19 protein-coding genes and 1 pseudogene are annotated in these 23,309 nt (G+C 33.3%); 13 read left to right on the plus strand and 7 right to left on the minus strand.

Going from position 1 to position 23,309, the window contains the following annotated elements; translation table 11 throughout:
* The first annotated feature begins 161 nt into the window (after positions 1 to 161).
* From E1J38_RS00295 to E1J38_RS00325, 8 genes and pseudogenes are all read left to right on the plus strand, one after another.
* Positions 162 to 1,568 carry an anthranilate synthase component I family protein gene (locus tag E1J38_RS00295; protein WP_133355038.1) on the plus strand — a complete coding sequence of 469 codons (1,407 nt, stop codon included), beginning with the start codon at positions 162 to 164 and terminating at the stop codon, positions 1,566 to 1,568.
* Between the two features lie 2 nt (positions 1,569 to 1,570).
* A complete protein-coding gene (locus tag E1J38_RS00300) occupies positions 1,571 to 2,137 on the plus strand; it encodes an anthranilate synthase component II (protein ID WP_133355036.1) in 567 nt (188 codons plus the stop codon).
* A gap of 211 nt (positions 2,138 to 2,348) precedes the next feature.
* On the plus strand, positions 2,349 to 3,341 hold the full coding sequence (gene trpD, locus E1J38_RS00305; RefSeq protein ID WP_133355034.1) for an anthranilate phosphoribosyltransferase: 993 nt from the start codon (positions 2,349 to 2,351) through the stop codon (positions 3,339 to 3,341).
* Positions 3,338 to 4,123 carry an indole-3-glycerol phosphate synthase TrpC gene (gene trpC / locus E1J38_RS00310; RefSeq protein ID WP_133355032.1) on the plus strand — a complete coding sequence of 262 codons (786 nt, stop codon included), beginning with the start codon at positions 3,338 to 3,340 and terminating at the stop codon, positions 4,121 to 4,123. The genes trpD and trpC overlap by 4 nt, the downstream gene beginning before the upstream one ends.
* A 17-nt stretch (positions 4,124 to 4,140) precedes the next feature.
* Positions 4,141 to 4,728, plus strand: a pseudogene (locus tag E1J38_RS15235) (phosphoribosylanthranilate isomerase); the annotation flags it as partial.
* Between the two features lie 33 nt (positions 4,729 to 4,761).
* Positions 4,762 to 5,946: a tryptophan synthase subunit beta gene (gene trpB, locus E1J38_RS15240; RefSeq protein WP_369407147.1), complete on the plus strand. Its 1,185-nt coding sequence runs from the start codon at positions 4,762 to 4,764 to the stop codon at positions 5,944 to 5,946.
* A 97-nt stretch (positions 5,947 to 6,043) separates the two neighbouring features.
* On the plus strand, positions 6,044 to 6,808 hold the full coding sequence (gene trpA, locus E1J38_RS00320; protein ID WP_133355028.1) for a tryptophan synthase subunit alpha: 765 nt from the start codon (positions 6,044 to 6,046) through the stop codon (positions 6,806 to 6,808).
* A 46-nt stretch (positions 6,809 to 6,854) separates the two neighbouring features.
* Positions 6,855 to 7,265, plus strand: a complete 411-nt coding sequence (locus tag E1J38_RS00325; protein ID WP_133355026.1) for a DUF805 domain-containing protein — start codon at positions 6,855 to 6,857, stop codon at positions 7,263 to 7,265.
* Positions 7,266 to 7,327: 62 nt separating this feature from the next.
* Here E1J38_RS00325 and guaB read toward each other — a convergent pair whose 3' ends face one another.
* Positions 7,328 to 8,800, minus strand: a complete 1,473-nt coding sequence (gene guaB / locus E1J38_RS00330; RefSeq protein WP_133355024.1) for an IMP dehydrogenase — start codon at positions 8,798 to 8,800, stop codon at positions 7,328 to 7,330.
* Between the two features lie 87 nt (positions 8,801 to 8,887).
* Positions 8,888 to 11,671, minus strand: coding sequence for an outer membrane beta-barrel protein (locus E1J38_RS00335; RefSeq protein ID WP_133355022.1), 2,784 nt, complete (start codon positions 11,669 to 11,671; stop codon positions 8,888 to 8,890).
* Between the two features lie 212 nt (positions 11,672 to 11,883).
* Here E1J38_RS00335 and E1J38_RS00340 point away from each other — a divergent pair, with 212 nt between their 5' ends.
* Complete coding sequence (locus E1J38_RS00340; protein WP_133355020.1) at positions 11,884 to 14,103, plus strand: TonB-dependent receptor family protein; 2,220 nt, start codon at positions 11,884 to 11,886, stop codon at positions 14,101 to 14,103.
* A gap of 54 nt (positions 14,104 to 14,157) precedes the next feature.
* Here E1J38_RS00340 and E1J38_RS00345 read toward each other — a convergent pair whose 3' ends face one another.
* The gene (locus E1J38_RS00345) at positions 14,158 to 15,021 is read right to left on the minus strand and encodes a hydroxymethylglutaryl-CoA lyase (protein ID WP_133355019.1); all 864 of its coding nucleotides are present in this window, start codon (positions 15,019 to 15,021) and stop codon (positions 14,158 to 14,160) included.
* Between the two features lie 86 nt (positions 15,022 to 15,107).
* Here E1J38_RS00345 and E1J38_RS00350 point away from each other — a divergent pair, with 86 nt between their 5' ends.
* On the plus strand, positions 15,108 to 16,025 hold the full coding sequence (locus E1J38_RS00350) for a spondin domain-containing protein (RefSeq protein ID WP_133355017.1): 918 nt from the start codon (positions 15,108 to 15,110) through the stop codon (positions 16,023 to 16,025).
* Here the strand turns inward: E1J38_RS00350 and E1J38_RS00355 are convergent.
* Positions 16,011 to 17,042, minus strand: a complete 1,032-nt coding sequence (locus E1J38_RS00355) for a quinone-dependent dihydroorotate dehydrogenase (RefSeq protein ID WP_133355015.1) — start codon at positions 17,040 to 17,042, stop codon at positions 16,011 to 16,013. The genes E1J38_RS00350 and E1J38_RS00355 overlap by 15 nt on opposite strands.
* 149 nt (positions 17,043 to 17,191) lie before the next feature.
* On the opposite strand from E1J38_RS00355, the gene pepT reads away from it, so the two are divergent.
* Both pepT and cysK read left to right on the plus strand, forming a co-directional pair.
* Entirely contained in the window at positions 17,192 to 18,442 is a 1,251-nt protein-coding gene (gene pepT, locus E1J38_RS00360; RefSeq protein ID WP_133355013.1) for a peptidase T, read from the plus strand.
* 107 nt (positions 18,443 to 18,549) lie between these two features.
* Positions 18,550 to 19,461 (plus strand): cysteine synthase A, encoded by a 912-nt coding sequence (gene cysK, locus E1J38_RS00365; RefSeq protein ID WP_133355011.1) that lies wholly within the window; start codon positions 18,550 to 18,552, stop codon positions 19,459 to 19,461.
* A 73-nt stretch (positions 19,462 to 19,534) separates the two neighbouring features.
* On the opposite strand, the gene yajC is transcribed toward cysK, so the two are convergent.
* From yajC to nusB, 3 genes are all read right to left on the minus strand, one after another.
* Positions 19,535 to 19,822, minus strand: a complete 288-nt coding sequence (gene yajC, locus E1J38_RS00370) for a preprotein translocase subunit YajC (protein WP_133355009.1) — start codon at positions 19,820 to 19,822, stop codon at positions 19,535 to 19,537.
* Between the two features lie 10 nt (positions 19,823 to 19,832).
* Complete coding sequence (locus E1J38_RS00375) at positions 19,833 to 20,318, minus strand: DUF1573 domain-containing protein (protein WP_133355007.1); 486 nt, start codon at positions 20,316 to 20,318, stop codon at positions 19,833 to 19,835.
* A gap of 84 nt (positions 20,319 to 20,402) precedes the next feature.
* On the minus strand, positions 20,403 to 21,347 hold the full coding sequence (nusB, locus tag E1J38_RS00380) for a transcription antitermination factor NusB (protein WP_255449743.1): 945 nt from the start codon (positions 21,345 to 21,347) through the stop codon (positions 20,403 to 20,405).
* Between the two features lie 190 nt (positions 21,348 to 21,537).
* Here nusB and E1J38_RS00385 point away from each other — a divergent pair, with 190 nt between their 5' ends.
* A complete protein-coding gene (locus E1J38_RS00385; RefSeq protein ID WP_133355005.1) occupies positions 21,538 to 23,295 on the plus strand; it encodes an ABC transporter ATP-binding protein in 1,758 nt (585 codons plus the stop codon).
* Positions 23,296 to 23,309 lie beyond the last annotated feature (14 nt).

The raw sequence follows: 23,309 nt of genomic DNA on the forward strand, positions 1-23,309 counted from the left end.
TTGACCCATCAGAATTAAAAATCAATGAATAATTTTTTAAACAATACTTGGTGGTGGTGCTCTCGAAACTAAAATTCGTGAAGTAAAATCCTAGTATATTTAAAATTTAAAAAAATATCAAAAAGGCTTGTCATTCACGACAAGCCTTTTTTCTGTTAACAATGAAAAAATTTAACCTTTTTACCCATTATAAGCGTATCCTAACAGATACCATAACACCTGTTACGGTATATTATAAGATTAGAGACAAATACCCAAATAGTATTTTACTAGAAAGTGGTGATTATCACAGAAATCATAAAAACTTTTCTTATATCTGTTTTAATCCTATTGCATCTATTAAAATTGAAAATGAAGTTATCGATAAAACATTTCCTGATGGCTCTTCAACAAAATTAGATATCACTAACAATGTTGATGTTGTTGATGAAATCTTCAAGTTTACCAAGCAATTTGAAGTATCATCAGAAGAAAACTTTAAGTTTATCAACAACGGAATTTTTGGTTACACAGCTTATGATGCGGTACGTTATTTTGAAGATATAGAAATTGGTAAAAAGGAAAACTCGGTTGAAATACCAGATGTTTATTATGCAGTTTATCAAAATATCATTGCTATCAATCATTTTAAAAATGAAGCTTACATATTTGCTCATTGCTTTGAAGGTATTGAAAGTAATATTGATGAGATAGATAAGTTAATTAACGTCCAAAACTTTGCTTCATTCAGTTTTAGTTCCAAAGGAGAAATAGTGTCTAACCTAACCGATAATGAATTTCTTCAACATGTAGATTACGCTAAAAAACATTGCGCCAGAGGTGATGTTTTCCAGTTGGTATTATCTAGAGGTTTTTCTCAAGAATTTACAGGTGATGATTTTAATGTTTACCGTGCTTTAAGAAGCATCAATCCATCACCCTACTTATTCTATTTTGATTATGGCAATTTTAAAATTATGGGAAGTTCACCTGAGGCTCAGTTGATAGTTAGCAATGGTTTAGCTGAAATCCACCCTATTGCAGGAACATTTAAAAGAACAGGAGACGATGAAAAGGATGCCATTTTAGCTGATAAATTGGTTAAAGACGAAAAAGAAAATGCAGAACATGTTATGCTTGTTGATTTAGCAAGAAATGACTTAAGTCGTCATGGTAGCAATGTAAAAGTAGAAACCTACAGAGAAGTTCAGTTCTTTTCACATGTTATCCATTTGGTAAGTAAGGTAACAGGACAAAAACATGACACTACCTCAACTATGCAGGTGGTTGCAGATACATTTCCTGCCGGAACTTTAAGTGGCGCCCCTAAACATAGAGCTATGCAACTTATTGAACAATATGAGAAGACAAGCAGAGGTTTTTACGGCGGTGCCATTGGTTTTATGGATTTTGAAGGTAATTTTAATCATGCCATTATGATTAGAACATTTTTAAGTAAAGATTACAAACTTAACTGGCAAGCTGGAGCAGGATTGGTATCAAAATCAAATCCTGAAAGTGAAAAACAAGAAGTGTACAACAAATTAGGAGCGTTAAACAAAGCTATTCAATTAGCAGAAGATATTTAGTGATGAAAAGAGTTTTAGTAATAGATAATTACGATAGTTTTACATATAATCTAGTTCATTATTTAGAGGATTTAAACTGTGATGTAACGGTTTACAGAAATGATAAATTAGAATTGGAAGATGTAGAACCTTTTGATAAAATAGTATTATCTCCAGGACCAGGTATACCAGATGAAGCAGGTTTGTTGAAAGCCATTATAGAAAAATATGCACCAACTAAAAGTATTTTAGGCGTTTGTTTAGGCCAACAAGCTATTGGTGAAGTATTTGGAGGTACTTTAGTAAACCTTGATGAAGTTTACCATGGTGTAGCCACCAAAGTTGAAATATGTGTAGATGATGAACCTATTTTTAAAAATCTAGACAAAGAAATTCTGGTTGGTCGTTATCACTCTTGGGTTGTTAATGCTGCTCTACCTGAAAGTCTAGAAGCCACATCTTTTGATCACAACGGACAAGTAATGTCTTTAAGACACAAACTATATGATGTAAAAGGTGTTCAATATCACCCCGAATCTGTTTTAACACCAGACGGAAAGAAAATATTAGAAAATTGGGTTAATAGTTAGCTGAAGAAAGTTTAAATAGTTTGAATGAAAAATAAACTTACAGAAAGTCAACTCCCAATTCAATTCGTAGAATTGATAGCCAAGGCGAAGAATAGATGAAGAAAAGCTCCGAAATCAGGAGAACAAAGTTAGATTTTGACAAGCAAAAAATGAATGGGAAGTAATAAAGTGTAATTTAAAATAGATTCCTGTCTTTACAGGAATAACAAGAATGAAAGATATACTTAATAGATTAATAAACCATGAGACCATCTCTACAGAGGAGGCTAAACAGGTTATTTTCAACATATCAAATGATATGTGTAACCCAAGTCAAATTGCATGCTTCCTTTCTGTTTACATGATGCGCAGTATTACTATTGAGGAATTGCAAGGTTTCAGGGATGCCCTTTTGGAGTTGTGTGTTGCTGTTGACTTGAAAGACTTTAATGCTATTGATATTGTTGGAACTGGTGGAGACGGAAAAAATACATTCAACATATCTACTTTGTCCTCATTCATTACCGCAGGAGCTGGCGTTAACGTCTCAAAACATGGAAATTACGGAGTATCTTCAACATCGGGTTCATCTAATGTGATGGAAAAATTGGGTGTAAAGTTTTCAAATGATGAAGATTTTTTAAAGCGTTGTTTAGACAAAGCTGGCATATGTATTTTACACGCGCCGTTATTTCACCCCGCTATGAAGAATGTAGCCCCAATAAGAAGAGAATTAGGCGTTAAAACTTTTTTCAATATGCTTGGCCCCATGGTAAACCCTTCATTTCCAAAAAGCCAATCACTTGGTGTTTTTAATTTAGAAGTATTACGCTTGTATAGCTTTCTATATCAAAATACTAACAAAAATTACAGTATTGTATATGCATTAGATGGCTACGATGAAATCTCATTAACTGGTGAAGCTAAAATAGTTTCTAATAATTCAGAAAAACTATTTTCTCCTGAAGACTTAGGACTTAACAAAATAAAACAAGAAGCCATCTATGGCGGTGACACCATTGAAGATGCAGCCAAAATTTTTATGGATATTATTAGTGGTAACGGAACCCAGGCTCAGAACAATGTAGTTTGTGCCAATGCTGGTTTAGCTATTGCAACATCTAAGCAAATATCTCACAAAGAAGGATTTGAAATGGCCAAAGAATCCTTATTCTCTGGTAAAGCAAAACAAAGTTTAGACACCTTAATTAAATTGAGTAAATGAATATTTTAGATAAAATTGTATTTGATAAACGCAAAGAAGTTGATTTAAGAAAAGGGTTAATACCCACTTCTCAATTGGAGCAATCAATTTTATTTTCAAGAGAAACAGTATCTCTAGCAGAAAAATTAAAAAATAGTAAATCTGGAATTATAGCAGAGCATAAAAGACGCTCCCCTTCAAAATCTGTAATAAACAACAACTTAAATACCCAAGATGTTGCCGCCGGTTATGAAAATGCTGGGGTCTGTGGCATGTCTGTTTTAACAGACGGAAAATATTTTGGAGGTTCTTTAGATGATTTATTGACTGCTCGTGCTAGTTGTAATTTGCCTTTGCTTAGAAAGGAGTTCATTATTGATGAATATCAAATTCTTGAAGCTAAGGCTTATGGAGCTGATGTTATTTTATTAATTGCTGCTATTCTAACTAGAGAAGAAATAAAGCAATTTTCAGAATTTGCACAAAACTTAAACCTTAATGTTCTTTTAGAGGTTCATAACGAAGAAGAATTACATAAATCTATCATGCCAAGTTTAGATATGTTAGGTGTGAACAATAGAAATCTCAAGACTTTTGAGGTTAGTTTGGAAACCAGCAAATCATTAAGCAGCATAATTCCAGATGACTTCGTTAAAGTATCAGAAAGCGGTATTAGTAATATAGATGCCATTAAAGAATTACAACCCTATGGATACAAAGGTTTTTTAATTGGAGAAAACTTCATGAAAACAGATAACCCAGGTGCAAGCGCCAAAAAATTTATAAAAGAATTAGAGCTATGAAAATAAAGGTTTGTGGAATGAAATATCAAGATAATATTGAGCAAGTTGCTGCACTGCAACCAGATTATCTTGGTTTTATTTTTTATGATAAAACACCACGGCATTTTGATACTGAAATTCCTGAAATTTCCAATGATATTAAAAAAACGGGGGTTTTTGTTAATGAGGATCTAAATACGGTTATTCAAAAAATAAACGAATTCAATTTACAAGCTGTTCAACTACATGGTGAAGAAGCTCCTTTCTACTGCAATATGCTTAGAACCACAACACTTCTAAAAAAGCCTATAGAAGTTATAAAAGTATTTTCAGTAATGGATGGTTTCAATTTTAAGGTATTGAATGAATATGAAGACGTTTGTGATTACTATCTGTTTGATACCAAAGGAAAACTTCCCGGTGGTAATGGCTATGCTTTTGATTGGAGTCTTTTAAATGATTACCCATCAACAAAACCTTTCTTTTTAAGTGGAGGTATTGGCATAGACCAAATAAATGATATTAAGAAGTTCAAGGAAAGTGAAGTTTCAAAATATTGCTACGCTTTAGATGTAAATAGTAAATTTGAATTAGAACCTGGACTTAAAAATGTAGGAGTTTTAAGAGAGTTTATAAATAAACTTAGTAATAACAAAGAAATGCAAAAATATAACGTAGACGAAAGAGGGTATTACGGTGATTTTGGTGGAGCATTTATCCCCGAAATGTTATACCCAAATGTAGAAGAATTAAGGGAAAACTACCTTAAGGTCATGGCTGAACCTAAATTTAAAAAAGAGTTTGACCAACTTTTAAAAGACTATGTAGGTAGACCGTCACCTTTATACTTTGCCAAAAGACTTTCGGAAAAATATAACACAAAAATATACCTTAAGCGAGAGGATTTAAATCATACAGGAGCTCATAAAATTAATAATACCATTGGGCAAATATTGATGGCAAAACGTTTAGGAAAGAACAGAATTATTGCCGAAACGGGAGCAGGACAACATGGTGTTGCTACGGCTACCGTTTGTGCTTTAATGGGGCTGGAGTGCATTGTATATATGGGTGAAATTGACATTGCTCGTCAAGCACCCAATGTAGCTAGAATGAAAATGTTAGGCGCTAAAGTTATTCCTGCGTTGTCAGGAAGTCGTACTTTAAAAGATGCTACCAATGAAGCTATTCGCGATTGGATTAACAACCCTGTAAATACACACTATATTATTGGATCTGCTATCGGGCCACACCCCTATCCGGATATGGTAACAAGATTTCAATCGGTGATTTCAGAAGAAATAAAATGGCAATTAAAAGAACATGAAGGTAGAGAAAACCCAGATTATGTTGCTGCTTGTATTGGCGGTGGTAGTAATGCAGCAGGAACCTATTATCATTTTCTTCATGAAGAAGATGTAAAAATTATTGCGGTTGAAGCGGCTGGTCTTGGTGTTGACTCAGGTGAAAGTGCCGCTACTTCTGTTTTAGGTAAAGAAGGTATCATTCACGGATGTAAAACCTTATTAATGCAAACAGCCGATGGTCAAATTACAGAACCCTATTCTATTTCGGCTGGATTAGATTACCCTGGAGTAGGCCCCATGCATGCGCATTTAGCCAAAACAGGACGTGCTGAATTTATGTCTATTACGGATGATGAAGCTATGAAAGCAGGGTTAGAATTGTGCGAATTGGAAGGTATTATTCCAGCCATTGAAACTTCACATGCCCTAGCTATTTTTAAACAAAAACAGTTTAAACCAAACGATGTCATTGTGATGAGCCTTTCTGGTCGTGGTGATAAAGATTTACAGAATTATATTGATTATTTTAAAATTTAAGTGACCGTTAGCTGTCATTCCGCACTTGATGCGGAATCCACTAAAAACTAAGTATAACTAAAAATAGATTCCTGCCTTCGCAGGAATGACAGAAAAAATGAATCGCATTCAAGAAAAGTTAAAGGAAGACAAAAAACTTCTTTCTATATATTTTACGGCGGGATATCCTAATTTAGATGATACTGTTAAAATTATTCAAGAGTTAGAGAATAATGGTGTAGACATGATTGAAATTGGCCTGCCCTTTAGTGACCCCTTAGCAGATGGTCCAACCATACAGGATAGCTCAACAAAGGCTTTAAAAAATGGCATGACTACCGAAGTTCTTTTTAATCAGTTAAGAAATATCAGAGAAACGGTTAATATCCCTTTAATTATTATGGGGTATTTCAATCCTATGCTACAATATGGTGTTGAAGATTTTTGTAAAAAATGTCAGGATATAGGCATTGATGGCTTAATTATCCCAGACTTACCTGTAGATGTTTATCATGAAGAATACAAAGCAATATTTGACAGCTACGGACTTATAAACGTATTTTTAATAACACCACAAACTAGTGATGAGCGAATCAAATACATCGATTCAGTTTCAGACGGTTTTATTTATATGGTAAGTAGCGCTAGTACAACCGGTGCAAAATCTGGTTTTGGTGAGGAACAAAGTGAATATTTCAAGCGTATTAATGATTTAAATTTGAAAAACCCGCAAATTGTTGGTTTCGGAATTAGTAACAATAGTACTTTTAAAGTAGCAACCACATACGCCAAGGGAGCTATTATTGGTAGTGCTTTTGTTAAACATGTTACCAATGAAGGCATTGAAACCATCCCCAATTTTGTTAATTCAATTTTAAAATAGATATTTATTTTGTATTAAAATTCTAACCTATTAACACTAACATAATATGAATTGGTATTTAAAAGTAATTAAAGACAACTACGCCAACTTTAACGGCAGAGCAAGAAGAAAAGAGTTTTGGATGTTTTACCTATTTCACATAATAATTATATTTATTCTAGCATTTATTTCTGGTTTCTTATCTGGCAGTTCAGAATCTTTTACAGGCATGATTCCTTTAATCATCTATGGATTGGGCACGTTCATCCCTTACATTGCTGTCTGTGTTAGAAGATTACATGATACTGGAAAAAGTGGATGGTTTTTCCTTATTTCTTTTATCCCTTACATAGGAGGTCTAATTATATTAATCTTTATGGCTCAAAACGGAAATATTGGTCCTAACAAATATGGGCCAGACCCTAAAGCTCCTGATATGGATGAAATTAATGATATAGGAAAACCTATACTAGAATAATAGTAAATTCTAATAGCAAAAAAAAGCTGCAATTCAATTGCAGCTTTTTTTTTATCTTAAATCTACCTTGAATAATTAGGTGATTCTTTGGTAATGGTAACATCGTGTGGATGACTCTCATTAATACCACTGGCTGTAATTTTAACAAACTGTCCAGATTCTTTTAATGTTTCGATATCTTTCGCTCCACAATATCCCATACCAGCACGTAAGCCCCCTACAAACTGATGAATACTTTCATTCAATTCACCTTTATAAGGTACTCTACCAACAATGCCTTCTGGTACTAACTTTTTAATATCATCTTCAACATCCTGGAAATAACGGTCTTTACTACCGTGCTTCATAGCTTCTACAGACCCCATACCACGATAAGATTTAAACTTTCTCCCTTCATAAATAATAGTCTCACCAGGGGATTCTTTAGTTCCCGCCAACAACGAACCTAACATTACAGTATCGGCTCCAGCAGCAATAGCTTTAGGAATATCTCCCGTGTAACGAATACCACCATCTGCAATTACAGGCACACCTGTTCCTTTGATAGCTGCAGCAACTTCTAAAACGGCAGAAAATTGTGGAAATCCAACACCTGCAACCACACGTGTAGTACAAATAGAACCAGGTCCTATACCAACTTTAACGGCATCTGCTCCAGCTTCTACTAAATACTTTGCTGCAGCACCAGTTGCAATGTTTCCAACAACTACATCTAATTTAGGGAATTTAGCTTTTACTTCTTTTAAAATGGTCACTACCCCTTTAGTATGTCCGTGAGCTGTGTCAATAACCACCGCGTCTACTCCTGCTTTTACAAGTGCCTCGGCACGTTCAACAGCGTCACCAGTAACTCCTAAAGCTGCAGCTACTCGTAAACGTCCGTACTGATCTTTATTGGCTATTGGTTTCTGACTTAATTTAGTAATATCTCTAAAAGTAATTAAACCTGATAGTTTATAGTTGTCATCAACTATAAGTAATTTTTCAATTTTATGTTCTTGAAGTATAGCTTCCGCATCTTTTAATGAAGTACCAACCGCTGATGTTACCAAATTTTCACTTGTCATAACCTCAACGATAGGTTTTTTACTATCATGTTCAAAACGCAAATCCCTGTTGGTCACAATTCCTTTTAAAGTACCTTCCTCATCAACAATAGGAATGCCTCCAATACCATGCTCTTTCATAGCGCGTTTAGCATCTTCAACAAAAGCCGTTAAAGGTAAAGTAACTGGATCTATAATCATTCCGCTTTCGGCACGTTTTACCCGCCTTACTTTATCTGCTTGTGCTTTAATGGTCATGTTTTTATGAAGAACTCCAATGCCACCCTCTTGTGCCATAGCAATAGCCATTTTACTTTCAGTAACGGTATCCATTGCTGCCGAAATAATAGGTACGTTAATGGTTATGTTACGCGTAAACTTGGTTTGAATATTTACTTCACGCGGAAGTACTTCTGAAAATGCTGGAACTAGAAGGACGTCATCGTAGGTAAGACCTTCACCTACTATCTTGTTTTCATGTGCAGTCATGTGCAATTACGTTATAATTGCGTGCAAATATACAATTTATTAATGAATTAAAACCTCAAAAAAATGTTAAGTATGCTAAAGAGAATTTTAGCGTCTACGCATACCCCCACCAGAACGTCTACCACCTCCAAATCCTTGTCCTTGTCCTTGCCCCATTCCTCTGGGTCTTTTATTCATATTTTGACCGGCAATTCTACCAAATTTAAAAACAAAGGTTACCATAAAGTACTGTTCTAAAATTCTGTTTTCTACATCTTGAATATACGTTTCTGTAACGGATCTATTAAAACCATTATTTTTTCCTAAAACATCATAGCCCACCAGTGTTAAGGTTCCTTTATCATCCCATAGTTGCACACCCAAACCAGCATTCCAAAAAACAGCATCTCCATCAAATTCGTCTCCAACCCTACTATTGTATCTATAAGATAATTTGTTAGCAAAAAATGCATTTTTTAAAAAGAAAATAGTGGCATCAACATTAACATTTTGAACAAAAAAGTGGTTATCGTTAAATATATCGGTATCAAAAACATTATCATTCTTAGAATAACTATATGTTGCGCTTAAATCTAATTTATTGTCATAGGAATATCGAAAGGAAGCTGAAGGTCTTAAAGTGGTATTTTTTGACACAAACCTTATACCATTTTGTAACGAAATATTATTTCTGTAAGATGCAAAAAACCTTAAATTGAAATTTAAATTGGTCTTTTTATTAAAATAAGATTTTGATATAGCTGTATTACCACTTAAAGTATAATCACCATTAACATTAGTATAGGTTGTATTTCGTATTAAATCTTCATCAGTAACGGTTGAATTAACAATTTTATCTTCCACAAATTGCGCTCTTGCGTTTCCAGTAATATTTATATTGTGAAATGCTAAATTATTTTGATACTCAAAACCCAAAATATGATTAACCTCTGGTTTTAAAAATGGATTTCCAATTTTAATATGAATTTGATTACTCACATCTTCAACGGGTTGTAGTTGTGTTGCCGATGGTAAGTCTACGTTTTGCCTGTAATTTAAATTTACATTTTTATACCCATTTTTATCTCTATATCTAATTCTACCAGAATATGTAAAATATTCAAAATCTGCTTTAAAATTACGAGCCTCAATTAGTTGGTCTGTATATTTTCTATAAGTGTTGGTATATGCGCCTTCAATTTCAAAACGTAGGTTATTATAATCATATCTTAGCCTTAGGGCTGGTTTAATAGTGGTGGTTACATATTCGCTATCAAAACTTTGCAAATCATTAAAGTTAGTATAATCGCCTTCCGCTTCATTAAAATCATAAACATACTTTTCATTGCTATTATGATTTATATTAGCGTTATACTTTGGAATTAATCTGAAATTATCAAACAATTGTTTAAACCACATACCGTTAAAATTAATATTGGTATTCGTGTTTTCTGTCAATCTTATTTGGTCTTGAATTCTAGTTCTATTTCTATCGTAAAGTATATTTTCAGAATAATTTTGGGATTCTATGTTAGACTTACTAAAGTTTGTATTTAGATTTAAGGTGAAGAAATCAGTCCCCTTACCTGTTCTAGATATAATTCCAATTTGGTTTTTTATCTCATTATTACCCGAAGTAGATTGATTGTTAGAGTTTACATCGCTTATTAAATCGCCATTATTAGATCTTGAACTTGTGCTTGATTGTGAAAAAGCATCAGCGTTACTAGAGTTGAAATCAAACTCATTAGAGAGTTGCACTTTATTTTTTGAGAATTCGTTCTTGGAATCTATAATATATTTCAAATCGAAATTACCTATATGATTATCTGTATCCCTAAAACTTTCACTCTCAGTCTCTGATGTGTAATTTAAATTGGGTAAGAAGTTTTGCCTTACACGCTTTTGAGCATTATCTACATTACTTGAATTAAAACGATAGTTCCCATTTACTCTAGTTTCGTTCCACCTACCTTTAGTGTAATTAGTACCCAAAAAATCAGATTCTATATAACCAATACTTGATTGAGCGTTGGGAAGCGCATTAAAACCTCTCCTCATATTGATGTTATTAGAGCCAGAGACAAAACCCAATTGTTTACCGTCAATTAACTTAAATAAATTAACATTGGCTTGGTATTTTTCATCGGTACCATAACCCCCATTTAAATCACCAAAAAACGCCGTATTTTTTCCTTTCTTGATTTTTAAATTTATTTCCTTGGTACCAGAATCTGATTCTTCTCCCGTAAACTTCTGCATATTCGTTTTAAAATCGGTAACCTGAACTTTACTTATAACACTACTTGGTAAGTTTTTTAATGCTATGTCTCCTTTTTTCTCTCCAAAAAAGCGCATACCGTCCACATTAACAGCTTCAACATCTACCCCGTTAACTGTAATATTACCATCAATATCTATTTCTACCCCTGGAAGTTTTTTAAGCAGGTCTTCGGCCCTATCGTTTGGTAAGGTTTTAAAGCTATCGGCATTATACTCTATGGTATCTTTTTTTATAACAATGGGTGCTGCCCTAGCAATTACAGAAACTGTGTTTAGCTCTTCAATTTGTTCATCAAGTGTTACAAACCCTACATTCCAAGTATCAGATTTGGGAACCTCTATTTTTTTTGAATAAGGTTTATACCCTAAATACCCTACATTTAATATCACTGCAGATGCTTCTTCGGTACTTACCTTAATAGAGAACTGCCCATCCTTATTGGTAATGCCATAAGCTAGTACAAGACTATCTTGAACACTCTGTAAAAATACCGTAGCTGCTTCTAATTTATTCTCCTCATTATCTACAACAACACCTTCTAAAGTAAACTTTTGTGCAAATATTGATATTGAGAATGATAGTACTACTAAAAGAGTTAGAGCTTTCAATCTTAATCTGTTTGGGTTAGTTGTGATTTAGACTAAAAGAACAGTAAAAAGTTTAATGAAAATATAGAAAAGTTATAGTAGTCTTTATACATCTATAAATCAATATATTAAAAATTTTATTTTTATTTATTCTAAATAAAGTTTGTAAAAGTGTTTCTAGTTACTATTTTTGCTTCGTAAATAAAATATTATTTTTAATAAGTCTAAATAAAATGAAAGCCAGATTTCTTTTAATTCTACTAATCTTCTCTCCTGCTATTTACGCACAGAAAAAAGTAAAAACTAACGATTCGATTCAAAAACTTGACCAGGTACTTATAAGCACAAAAGTAATTTTTGGTAATAAATACGAAGCAAAAAACAGAACTGGTTCATCCTTTTATATTTCACCAGAAGAGCTAGCAAAATTTAACTATACAGATATTTCCAGAATTCTCAGAACGGTTCCAGGTGTTAATGTTTATGAAGAAGATGGGTTTGGTCTAAGACCCAATATTAGTTTAAGAGGAACATCTCCAGAGCGTAGTGCTAAGATTTCAGTTATGGAAGATGGTGTTCTAATCGCTCCGGCTCCATACAGTGCTCCAGCAGCTTATTACTTCCCATCGGTTGCTAGAATGCAAGCCGTAGAAATACTAAAAGGTAGTAGTCAAATTCAATATGGGCCTTTTACTACTGGTGGTGCAATTAATTTTGTGAGCACTCAAATTCCTAAAAGTTTTAAAGGAGGTATAAAAACTAGCTACGGAAGTTTTAATACTAGCCAAATTCATACTAAACTTGGTGATAGCAAAAATAACTTTGGATATACTCTAGAGTTCTTGAATTTTAATTCTGATGGATTCAAAAATTTACCCGATGGAAGCAATACTGGTTTCGATAAAAATGATGTTGTAGCCAAATTTAGACTGAATTCAAATTCAGAGGCTCAAACTAAGCAACAATTAAACTTTAAGTTTCAATATTCAGACGAGGTATCTAACGAAACGTATCTTGGATTATCACAAAACGATTTTCAAACTAATCCCTTTAGCAGATATAGTAGCTCTCAAGATGATAAAATGACTAATGATCATATACAGTTTATGGTTAGTCATGAACTGGAGTTTTCTAAGCAATTTAGAATTAGTACAGATGCTTATTATAATGGGTTCTCAAGAAATTGGTACAAACTAAATGATATTGTTTTTAATGGAGATAAAGTTGGTATTTCATCAATTGTTGACGCCCCAGAGGTATACCCAAACCATTTTGATATTGTTAATGGTAGTGTAAATTCTGATGATGACGCCATAGTTTTAAAAGCTAATAATAGACGCTATGTATCTAAAGGTATTCAAATGAAAATAGATCAACATTGGACCACCCATAACGTTTTTCACGATTTAGAGATTGGCTTTAGATATCATTATGATGAAGAAGACCGTTTTCAATGGGTTGATGGTTATAACATCATGAATGGTGAAATGAATCTTACATCAGCAGGTACTCCGGGTAGTGATGCTAACAGAATTAGTAGTGCCAAAGCTTTTGCAGGTTCTCTATTATATAAATTAAAATATGATCAGCTAACTCTTACACCTGGAATTAGATATGAAAATATTTCATTAGAAAGGGAAGACTTTGGAAAAAATGATGGAGCAAGAACAGGAACAAACTTAAGTACTAGAGAAAACAATATAGACATATTCATTCCTGGAATTGGTTTTAATTTTAACTTTAGTCCATTAGCATCAATCTATGGCGGTGTTCACAAAGGTTTTTCTCCTCCTGGAAGTTCTCCTGGTCAAAAAGCAGAAGAAAGTATAAACTATGAACTGGGTACCCGTTTTAGTTATAATGGCATTAGAGGTGATGTCGTATTGTTTTACAATGATTATAGCAACTTGTTAGGCAGTGATTTAGCAGCCTCTGGAGGAACTGGAACTTTAGACCAATTTAATGCAGGAGAAGTTGCTGTAAAGGGCTTAGAATTATTACTTAACTATGAGTTCCTATCTACAAATAGCAGCTTCAATTTGCCAATTACATTTGGTTATACTTACACAGATACAGAATTCTTATCAAGCTTTGGAAGTGATGAAGATCTTTGGGGAGAAGTGAGTAAAGGCGATGAAATACCTTATATTGCTAAACATCAGTTTAACACCTCTGTGTCTCTTGAACATAAAGTTTTTGTATTAAACCTTAATGGCCGTTATAACGGTGCATTTAGAACTATTGCTGGAACTGGAGATATTACCTCTGAAAATGGAGTGCTATCAAACTTTATAATAGATTTCTCTGGAAAGTATCACTTAACAAAAAACTTAAGTATTACCGGGAATATTATAAACTTATTAGACGAAACATATGCCGCATCTCGAGTTCCTGCTGGATTAAGACCCGGACACCCGTTTGGGGCTTATGGTGGATTAGAATTTAATTTTTAAAATCTACATCATAAAACAAAAAGAATCAAAGGCGCTAGATAAAAGCGCCTTTTTCTATGTATAATTTTTGAAAATTTTTGAAGCTTCATTAAAAGCACTCTCAAAACTTAAAGCATTTAAGTTGTTAAGCTGTTTTGAAGTAAAATAAGAAAGTAATTTTTCTGTAGGCATATTACCGGTAAGTTCGTCTTTGGCCATGGGACAACCACCAAACCCTTGAATGGCTCCATCAAAACGATTACAGCCGGCATTAAAAGCCGCATCTACTTTTTCAAACCATGAACTGGGTGTGGTATGTAAATGCGCTCCAAATTCAATATGTGGGTAGTTTGGAATTAAATTTGAAAATAGATATGTGATACTATCGGGCGTAGAACTGCCTATGGTATCACTTAAAGACAATGTCTTAACACCCATGTTATTTAAACGTTCTGTCCACTCCCCAACAATATCAACATTCCAAGGGTCTCCATAAGGGTTTCCAAATCCCATAGAGATATAAACTACTAGTTCCTTGTTATTCTTATCTGCCAATTCAAGAATATCATTTAGAATATCAACCGATTGCGCAATAGTTTTATGCGTGTTCCTCATTTGAAAATTCTCTGATATTGAGAATGGATAACCCAAATATGTTATCTCAGGGTGCCGGCATGCATCTTGAGCACCTCTCAAATTGGCCACAATAGCCAAAAGTTTACTCGTAGTTTTACTCAAATCTAATTGCGACAATACTTCGGCAGTATCTTTCATTTGAGGAATAGCCTTTGGAGACACAAAGCTTCCAAAATCAATGGTATCAAAACCTACCCGTAATAATGCCTGAATGTATTGCACCTTTTGAGCAGTAGGTATAAACTGTTTGATACCTTGCATAGCATCACGCGGACACTCAATTATTTTGATTTTGTTTAACATCAATTGGTTTAATTCAGAGCTAAAAGTACTATTATTTTTTGTAAGGTAATTATAACCTTTAAGACTTATCATCTAAAATACTTACCATGGGAAAAACTACTTTATTTTTTGTTACTGTTCTGTTTATTTCGTCTCAAATACTCAGTCAAAGTATTGCTAATTACGATATTGTTTTTGAAAGTGATTGGGATTCAGAAACTAATGATCCCTTAAACGGCTGTAGTACTGTAAGCTTACCAAGTAATGCACATTGGTCGCCATTAGTTGGCGCTACCCATGCAACAACTAATACTTTTTTAGAAATGGGGCAAATGGCTTCGGCTGGAGTTGAATTGGTTGCAGAAACGGGCACTTTTTCCACATTTCAAACTGAAATTACGTCAAATCCTGATGCTAATCAATTTATCAACGGTGGTGACTTGGCAAGTGCTAAAGGCACAATCTCTGTTAATAATTTAGAAGTAAACGAAAATTATCCGTTGTTAACACTTGCTTCCATGATAGCCCCAACACCAGATTGGTTTATAGCAATAAACAGTTATAATTTGAGAAATGGTAGCTCTTGGGTGACTTCTGCAACCATAGATTTATTTCCTTATGATGCTGGCACTGAAGATGGCTCTGGATACTCGTTAAGTAATCCAGAAACCAATCCTAGAGGTGTTATTACAAGTAGGTCTAACATGACTCCTTTTAACGAAAAGAAAATAGGCACCATCACTATTACATTGAAGCAGGTTTTGAATACTTCTAACAATGAATTAAATAATATTAGTTTCTATCCAAATCCAGCAAACCACTTGGTTAGCATTTCTAACCCACAAAACATAGAACTGAAAAGTATTGAAATTTATTCGGTCTTAGGAAAGCTTAGTAAAACTTTTTACATGGAATATCAAAAGGCTTTAGATTTAGACTTATCAGATCTAAAGTCAGGAATCTATTTAATTAAATTCAATGAGGTAAACGGCTTTAGCAGAATTCAAAAATTAATTATTCAATAGAGCTTTATTAATTTGCTTTACCAAACTAGGGCCTTCATAAATAAATCCAGTGTAAATTTGAACCAAATCTGCTCCTGCTTCTAATTTTTCTAAAGCATCTTTTGCAGAATGAATACCTCCCACACCAATGATAGGAAAACCTTTATTACTTTTTGTAGCAAGATAATTTATAACTCTAGTGCTTTTTTCTTTAATGGGTTGTCCACTTATCCCACCATTTCCAATGCCTTTAAGCATTTCTTGTGATGCCCTTAAACCTGTTCTATCAACCGATGTATTACTGGCTATAACACCATCCAAATTGGTGTCCTTAACTAAATCTATAATTTCATCTAGTTGACCATCATTTAAATCTGGTGCAATTTTTAAAAGAATTGGCTTTTGCTTTTCAAAGGTAGCGTTAGCTTTTTGTACATCATATATTAATTCTTCCAAATACGCTTTGTCATTTAATTTTGCATGACTATCAACATTAGGACAACTAACATTCAACACAAAGTAATCTACATAAGGATGCAATGCATTAAAACACTCTAAATAATCTTTAGTATAATCTTCAGGTTTGGTGGCCGTGTTTTTTCCTATGTTCCCACCAATTATCAATGCTCCCTTATTCTTCTTTAATTGTTCTATAGCGGCTTCTAAACCTTCATTGTTAAAACCCATTCGGTTTATAATCCCCTTATCTTCTTTCAATCTAAACAAACGCTTTTTAGGATTACCTGATTGTCCCTTTGGTGTAACAGTGCCAATTTCAATAAAACCAAATCCAAAATTTGCCAATTCATTGTATAAAATTGCATTTTTATCAAACCCTGCTGCCAAACCTACAGGGTTTTTAAATGTTAGTCCAAACAAATTTCTTTCTAAACGTTTATCATCCATTACATATAAACTTCTAAATATAGTGAGAATTCCAGGTATTTTAGATGTAAACTTTATTAAAGAAAATGTAAAGTGGTGAACTTTTTCGGGATCGAATAAAAAGAATATAGGGCGAAGGAGTAATTTATACATCTCTTTTATTTGTGCAAAAATACTCCGAAATAATCTAAATAAAAAATGATGTGATTTATAAAATGAAAACGTTTAAAATTGTATCTTAGGGATTCCTAAGAACTACTATTTTTACTTTCAAGCATCTTCAAATATTACTCAAAATATAGATGATTTCTAAAGAACAAATTATTAAGAGATTTATAAGTTACGTTACCATAGACACCGAGTCTGACCCCAACTCAAACACCACTCCTAGTACAAAAAAGCAATGGGATTTGGCCAACAAATTGACTGAAGAGTTAAAAACTATTGGTATGCAAGATGTATGTATTGATGAAAATGCTTATGTCATGGCAACATTACCAACTAATGTAAAGCATGAAGTACCTACAATTGGATTCATTGCACATTTTGATACGTCACCAGATTTTACAGGTGCTAACGTAAAACCCCAAATACATAAAAACTATTTGGGAGGCGATATTTTACTCAATAAAGAAGAGCAAATTGTACTTTCGCCTAATTACTTTGAAGACCTACGCTTATATATTGGACAAACATTAATTACTACAGACGGAACAACACTTTTAGGAGCCGATGACAAGGCTGGTATTTGTGAAATAGTATCAGCCATGGAATACTTAATTAAAAACCCAGACATTAAGCATGGTAAAATTAGAGTAGGTTTTACACCCGATGAAGAAATTGGTAGAGGTGCACACAAATTTGATGTTAAAAAGTTTGGAGCAGAATGGGCTTATACTCTGGATGGTAGTCAAATTGGGGAACTAGAATATGAAAACTTTAATGCAGCGGCAGCAGTTGTAAAAATAAAGGGTAAAATTGTGCATCCAGGATACGCCAAAGGTAAAATGGTAAACTCTATGTATATAGCTACTGAGTTTATTAATTCACTTCCAAGAATGGAAACTCCAGAACATACAGAAGACTATCAAGGCTTTTTTCATCTATGTTCAGTTAAAGGAGAAGTAGATGAAACCACTCTAGAATACATTATTAGAGACCATGATAAAAAACACTTTGAAGCGAGAAAAGAAGTTATGCAAAACCTTACTAATGAACTCAATTCTCAATATGGAAGTGAAATTATTACCACACAAATAAAAGATCAATATTATAACATGAGAGAAAAAATAGAACCTGTTATGCATATTGTCGATATTGCCGAAGAAGCCATGATACAAGTGGGAGTTCAGCCAATAATTAAAGCCATTAGAGGAGGTACTGATGGTTCCCAATTAAGTTATATGGGCTTACCATGTCCTAATATTTTCGCAGGTGGTCATAATTTTCATGGTCGCTATGAATACGTTCCTGCAGAAAGCATGATTAAAGCTACTGAAGTGATTTGCAAAATAACAGAGTTAACAGCTAAAAAACATAAACCAGATTTATAAATAGTTCAAATTAGTTTAAATCAGAGCCATATAAGATTGGGAATATTTTAATGCAATGTACCCATTTCTTAAAATAGAGTCAACCAATAATAACTAATAAAAAAATCATGAAATTCAATAACATTCTTGAGAGTATAGGAAACACCCCTGTTGTAAAGCTTGATAAGCTATTTCCGGAAGCTAATGTTTGGATGAAGCTTGAGAAAGCAAATCCAGGCGGCAGCATTAAAGACAGAATAGCGATTGCTATGATTGAAGATGCCGAGAAAAAGGGTCTTATTAAAGAAGATACCGAAATAATAGAACCAACATCTGGAAACACAGGTATAGGTTTAGCCATGGTAGCTGCTGTAAAAGGGTATAACCTTACTTTAGTGATGCCAGAATCTATGTCTGTTGAACGTCGTTCTTTAATGGCCGCATACGGAGCCAACCTTGTACTAACACCAAAAGAAGAAGGTTTAGGTGGTACACTGGCTAAAGCCGATGAATTAGTGTCCAACAATGATAAAGCTTGGATGCCCTCTCAATTTACTAATCCTGCCAACCCTGAAATTCATCAAAAAACTACTGCCATTGAAATAACCAATGACTTTCCCGATGGTATCGATTATCTAATTACTGGAGTGGGTACTGGTGGCCATATAACTGGAATGTCTAGAGTACTGAAAGATAAACTTCCAAATTTAAAAGTTTTTGCAGTTGAGCCTGATGATTCTGCTGTTATATCTGGTGATGAACCTGGACCTCATCCACTACAAGGTATAGGTCCTGGATTTATACCCGAGGTTTTTGAAAAAAACTTAATAGATGGTGCTATTAGAATTACTAAAGAAGAAGCTTTTTTAGAAGTTAAAAAGATTGCAAAAACAGAAGGCATTCTAGTAGGAATTTCTACTGGAGCTTCTTTAGCCGCTGTTAGAAAAAAGTTAAAAGATATTGATAAAGGAAAAATTGTTTTAACCATGAACTACGACACTGGAGAGCGTTACCTCTCTGTTGAAGATTTATTACGATAGTTTGGTTTTAACAGCAAATAAAAAGGCTTCCTCCTAGGAAGCCTTTTCAATTTATAACTTTAGTTGAGATTTTCTATTTAGCAGGTGCATTCAATTTACCACTCATTTCCATTGAAATAAATGAACGCTCAAGTTTTAATTTTCCAGACATGGTTTCAATGATGCAAGTCCCGTCTTTATCATTTAGCTCTAAAACTTTACCATGCAAACCACTCTTGGTAATTATTCTATCTCCCTTTTTAAGTTCTGCAGCAAATTTCTTTTCTTTTTTTGCACGTTTCATTTGCGGTGCAATCATAAAGAAGTACACTACTACAAACATTAAAATAAATGGCATAAATGCCCCAATTCCTTCTCCCATTTTTTATAATTTATTGTACAACCGTTTTTGTAACATTATTATTAGCATTTGCGTCTGTTTTTACAAATGCAGTTATTTTTACAGTTTCTTTTCCCTTTTCAGTATTGGCAGTAACTGTAATAGTCTTAGACACTTTATTGGAACCACTACCGTTAAAAGTTACAGAAAACTCTCCAGAATCACCAGGAGCCAAAGGATCTCTACTCCAATCTTGTGGTACTGTACAGCCACAAGAACTTTTAATATCAGTAATTACCAATGGGGCATCACCAACATTTTTGTAATTAAAAACAGTTGTCACCGATTTTTTAGCTTCAATTTCACCAAAATCATGCTCTGTTTTGTCAAACTCTATCACAGGAAATTTTGAGGCGTTAGCATCTCTTTCTGCTGCAGCGGCAATATTACTTTGATCAATCTTTTTGGCCGCATTCTCTTTGCAAGAAGTAAAGGCTATTAAACATATAGCACTTAAACCTAATATTAGTTTCTTCATTATTATAAGTTTTTAAGTTAAGTGGCGTAAAAGTACTAATTATTTAACCGATTAAAAATTTTTTAAAGGCTTCTTAACAAGATTTTATAGTAAACCACGCCCCATCTTTTTCAAACTTCCAGCTTGCTGATATTCTTTTACGAGTTTATCTAAAATGCCATTTATAAATATACTACTCTTTGGTGTTGAATATTCTTTAGCAATTTCTAAATACTCATTAATGGTAACCTTTACAGGTATTGATGGAAAATCTTTTAATTCACAAATAGCCATTTGCATCAATGTGTAATCAATATCTGCTATTCGGTCTGCATCCCAATTTTTAGTTTTTTGCTCTATGTCTTTGTTTATCAAACTTCGGTTAAGTAGTGTTTTTTTAAATAAATTAACAGCAAATTGTTGATCTTCTTCCTCTTTATACAATTTAGGTGTAAAATGATGTTTCGTATTTGTAAGCTTAGTTTTTCTTAAAAGTTTAAGAATAGTAGTATTTACTGTTGGAAGATCATCTAACCAGGTTAGGTTCTTGTCCTCTATATAGTCATAAAGCTTTTCATTTGGCGCTATAATATCCTTGAAAACATCTACCACAAAGGCTTTATCTTCCTTAAAATCAGAAACTCTAGTCTGCATATATTCTTGATACAATTCACTTGAGGTTATAGCTTTAAAAATAACTTCAATATACTCATTGTCAAGTTGCCAGTTATTAATTTTATAGGCTTCTAACTGGCTTTTAAGTTCTAAATCATTACTTAACAATTCAAGTAACTGATTGTTTATAAATTTTCTATTAGGATTTTTATCTTCTTTGGTAGCAAGAAGTTTTTGTTGCTTCTTTTGTAAATCGGTCACTGCTCTTTTTCTAACCTCTAAAAGTAATGAGATTAGTAAAAGGTACAAATTGTACATATTATCAATGCTAAACAATAAAAATTTTTGATCTTTACTAAAGTCGTCACTTTCATTACCTCTAAAAGCATACAACGTTTGCATAACTTTTACACGAATATGTCTTCTGTTTAGCATAATTACAAAGAACTTAATTTAATAACGTAAAAAATTAATTGTTTTACGCTGCAAAAATAATATTATTTTAAGAAGTAGCTCTATTTTCAATCTTATATTATTGTCAATTTAACTTTAGGGTATTTTTAACAATTACTAAATAGTTTTAAGGTAAGTTATAGCATTATATACCCTATATTTGCTTCTCTCTATGAAAGAATTACAACATTTAAACAAATACTTTTTAAAGTATAAAACCCACATCATTTTAGGAAGCATTATTACCATTGCTGCTAGAATATTTTTGCTTTATACCCCCAGATATGTTAAAAAGATTTTTGTTGCCATTGAACGTTTTGATAACAAAACAATTTCAGAAAGTGTTTTTAAATCTGAGCTAGCCGAAGCTATTATCTGGATTATTTGCGCCGCATTAATTGCTGCAATTCTTACGTTTTTTATGAGACAAACCATCATTAATGTATCTCGTTATATTGAGTTTGACCTGAAGAACGAAATCTATGAACAGTACCAAAAACTCTCTCTTAACTTCTACAAGAAAAATAGAACGGGCGATTTAATGAATCGAATTACAGAAGATGTTACCAGAGTGCGCATGTATGCAGGTCCTGCTATAATGTATAGTATTAATACAGTTGCTTTGTTTGTTGTGGCGCTAATTTACATGTTTAAAGCAGCTCCCACACTCACACTCTACACCGTTTTACCGCTACCTATTCTCTCTTTAGTTATTTATAAACTGAGTAGAGAAATTCACAAAAGAAGTACTATTGTTCAAGAATACTTATCTAAATTATCAACTTACACACAAGAGTCTTTTAGTGGTATTTCTGTAATAAAGGCTTATGGAATTGAACCTCAAACAGTCTCTAGTTTTAATACGCTAGCGCTTGAAAGTAAGGAAAAACAAGTGAATCTAGCTAAAGTTCAGGCTTGGTTTTTCCCCATGATGATACTACTTATTGGCACTAGTAATCTCCTAGTTATCTATATAGGTGGTATGCAGTATATTAATGGAGATATTGAGAGTTTAGGCACTATTGCTGAGTTTATTATTTATGTAAACATGCTCACATGGCCAGTTGCAACGGTAGGTTGGGTAACTTCAATTGTGCAACAAGCAGAAGCATCACAAAAAAGAATTAATGAATTTTTAAAGATTGAACCAGAAATTAAAAACACCGTTAATAACCCAACGGAAATTACAGGCCATATTACTTTTGATAATGTATCGTTCACCTATGACGATACTAATATTAAGGCTTTAAAAGGCATCAGCTTTGAAATAAAAGAAGGAGAAACCCTTGCTATTCTAGGTAAAACCGGATCTGGAAAATCTACCATTTTAGATTTAATTGGAAGACTCTACGATATTTCTGAAGGTAAGATTCTTGTAAACGGGATGGCTATTAAAAAACATAATCTTTACAATTTAAGAAATAGTATTGGTTATGTTCCACAAGATGCTTTTCTGTTTTCAGACACCATAAAAAATAACATTAAGTTTGGTAAAGCAAATGCTAGTGATGATGATGTTATTGAAGCCGCCAAAAATGCCCAAGTTCATAAAAACATTATAAAATTTAATAAAGGTTATGACACCATTTTAGGTGAGCGAGGTATTACCTTGTCTGGTGGACAAAAACAACGCGTATCCATTGCTAGGGCTATCATAAAGTCACCTAAAATATTGTTATTTGACGATTGCCTATCAGCTGTTGACACAGAAACTGAGGAAAAAATTCTTAAAAACCTCAATAAAATTTCTCAAGGAAAGACATCAATTATTGTGAGTCACCGGGTATCATCAGCTAAAAATGCAGATAAAATTATTGTATTAGACAATGGTAAAATTGTACAAGAAGGCACTCATGAAACGCTTATCAACACAGAAGGCTACTACAAACACCTATATTTAAAACAATTAAGTGAAACCTCAACAAAATAAACTTTATCTCTGTT

This window comes from Seonamhaeicola sediminis, from assembly GCF_004358095.2.
GTDB lineage: Bacteria > Bacteroidota > Bacteroidia > Flavobacteriales > Flavobacteriaceae > Seonamhaeicola > Seonamhaeicola sediminis.

Excerpts from the sequence above, each read along its gene's own strand:
- E1J38_RS00295 (WP_133355038.1), top strand. The coding sequence starts at position 162 with ATGAAAAAATTTAACCTTTTTACCCATTATAAGCGTATCCTAACAGAT.
- E1J38_RS00300 (WP_133355036.1), top strand. The coding sequence starts at position 1,571 with ATGAAAAGAGTTTTAGTAATAGATAATTACGATAGTTTTACATATAAT.
- trpD (WP_133355034.1), top strand. The coding sequence starts at position 2,349 with ATGAAAGATATACTTAATAGATTAATAAACCATGAGACCATCTCTACA.
- trpC (WP_133355032.1), top strand. The coding sequence starts at position 3,338 with ATGAATATTTTAGATAAAATTGTATTTGATAAACGCAAAGAAGTTGAT.
- trpB (WP_369407147.1), top strand. The coding sequence starts at position 4,762 with ATGCAAAAATATAACGTAGACGAAAGAGGGTATTACGGTGATTTTGGT.
- trpA (WP_133355028.1), top strand. The coding sequence starts at position 6,044 with ATGAATCGCATTCAAGAAAAGTTAAAGGAAGACAAAAAACTTCTTTCT.
- E1J38_RS00325 (WP_133355026.1), top strand. The coding sequence starts at position 6,855 with ATGAATTGGTATTTAAAAGTAATTAAAGACAACTACGCCAACTTTAAC.
- guaB (WP_133355024.1), bottom strand. The coding sequence starts at position 8,800 with ATGACTGCACATGAAAACAAGATAGTAGGTGAAGGTCTTACCTACGAT.
- E1J38_RS00340 (WP_133355020.1), top strand. The coding sequence starts at position 11,884 with ATGAAAGCCAGATTTCTTTTAATTCTACTAATCTTCTCTCCTGCTATT.
- E1J38_RS00345 (WP_133355019.1), bottom strand. The coding sequence starts at position 15,021 with ATGTTAAACAAAATCAAAATAATTGAGTGTCCGCGTGATGCTATGCAA.
- E1J38_RS00350 (WP_133355017.1), top strand. The coding sequence starts at position 15,108 with ATGGGAAAAACTACTTTATTTTTTGTTACTGTTCTGTTTATTTCGTCT.
- E1J38_RS00355 (WP_133355015.1), bottom strand. The coding sequence starts at position 17,042 with ATGTATAAATTACTCCTTCGCCCTATATTCTTTTTATTCGATCCCGAA.
- pepT (WP_133355013.1), top strand. The coding sequence starts at position 17,192 with ATGATTTCTAAAGAACAAATTATTAAGAGATTTATAAGTTACGTTACC.
- cysK (WP_133355011.1), top strand. The coding sequence starts at position 18,550 with ATGAAATTCAATAACATTCTTGAGAGTATAGGAAACACCCCTGTTGTA.
- yajC (WP_133355009.1), bottom strand. The coding sequence starts at position 19,822 with ATGGGAGAAGGAATTGGGGCATTTATGCCATTTATTTTAATGTTTGTA.
- E1J38_RS00375 (WP_133355007.1), bottom strand. The coding sequence starts at position 20,318 with ATGAAGAAACTAATATTAGGTTTAAGTGCTATATGTTTAATAGCCTTT.
- nusB (WP_255449743.1), bottom strand. The coding sequence starts at position 21,347 with ATGCTAAACAGAAGACATATTCGTGTAAAAGTTATGCAAACGTTGTAT.
- E1J38_RS00385 (WP_133355005.1), top strand. The coding sequence starts at position 21,538 with ATGAAAGAATTACAACATTTAAACAAATACTTTTTAAAGTATAAAACC.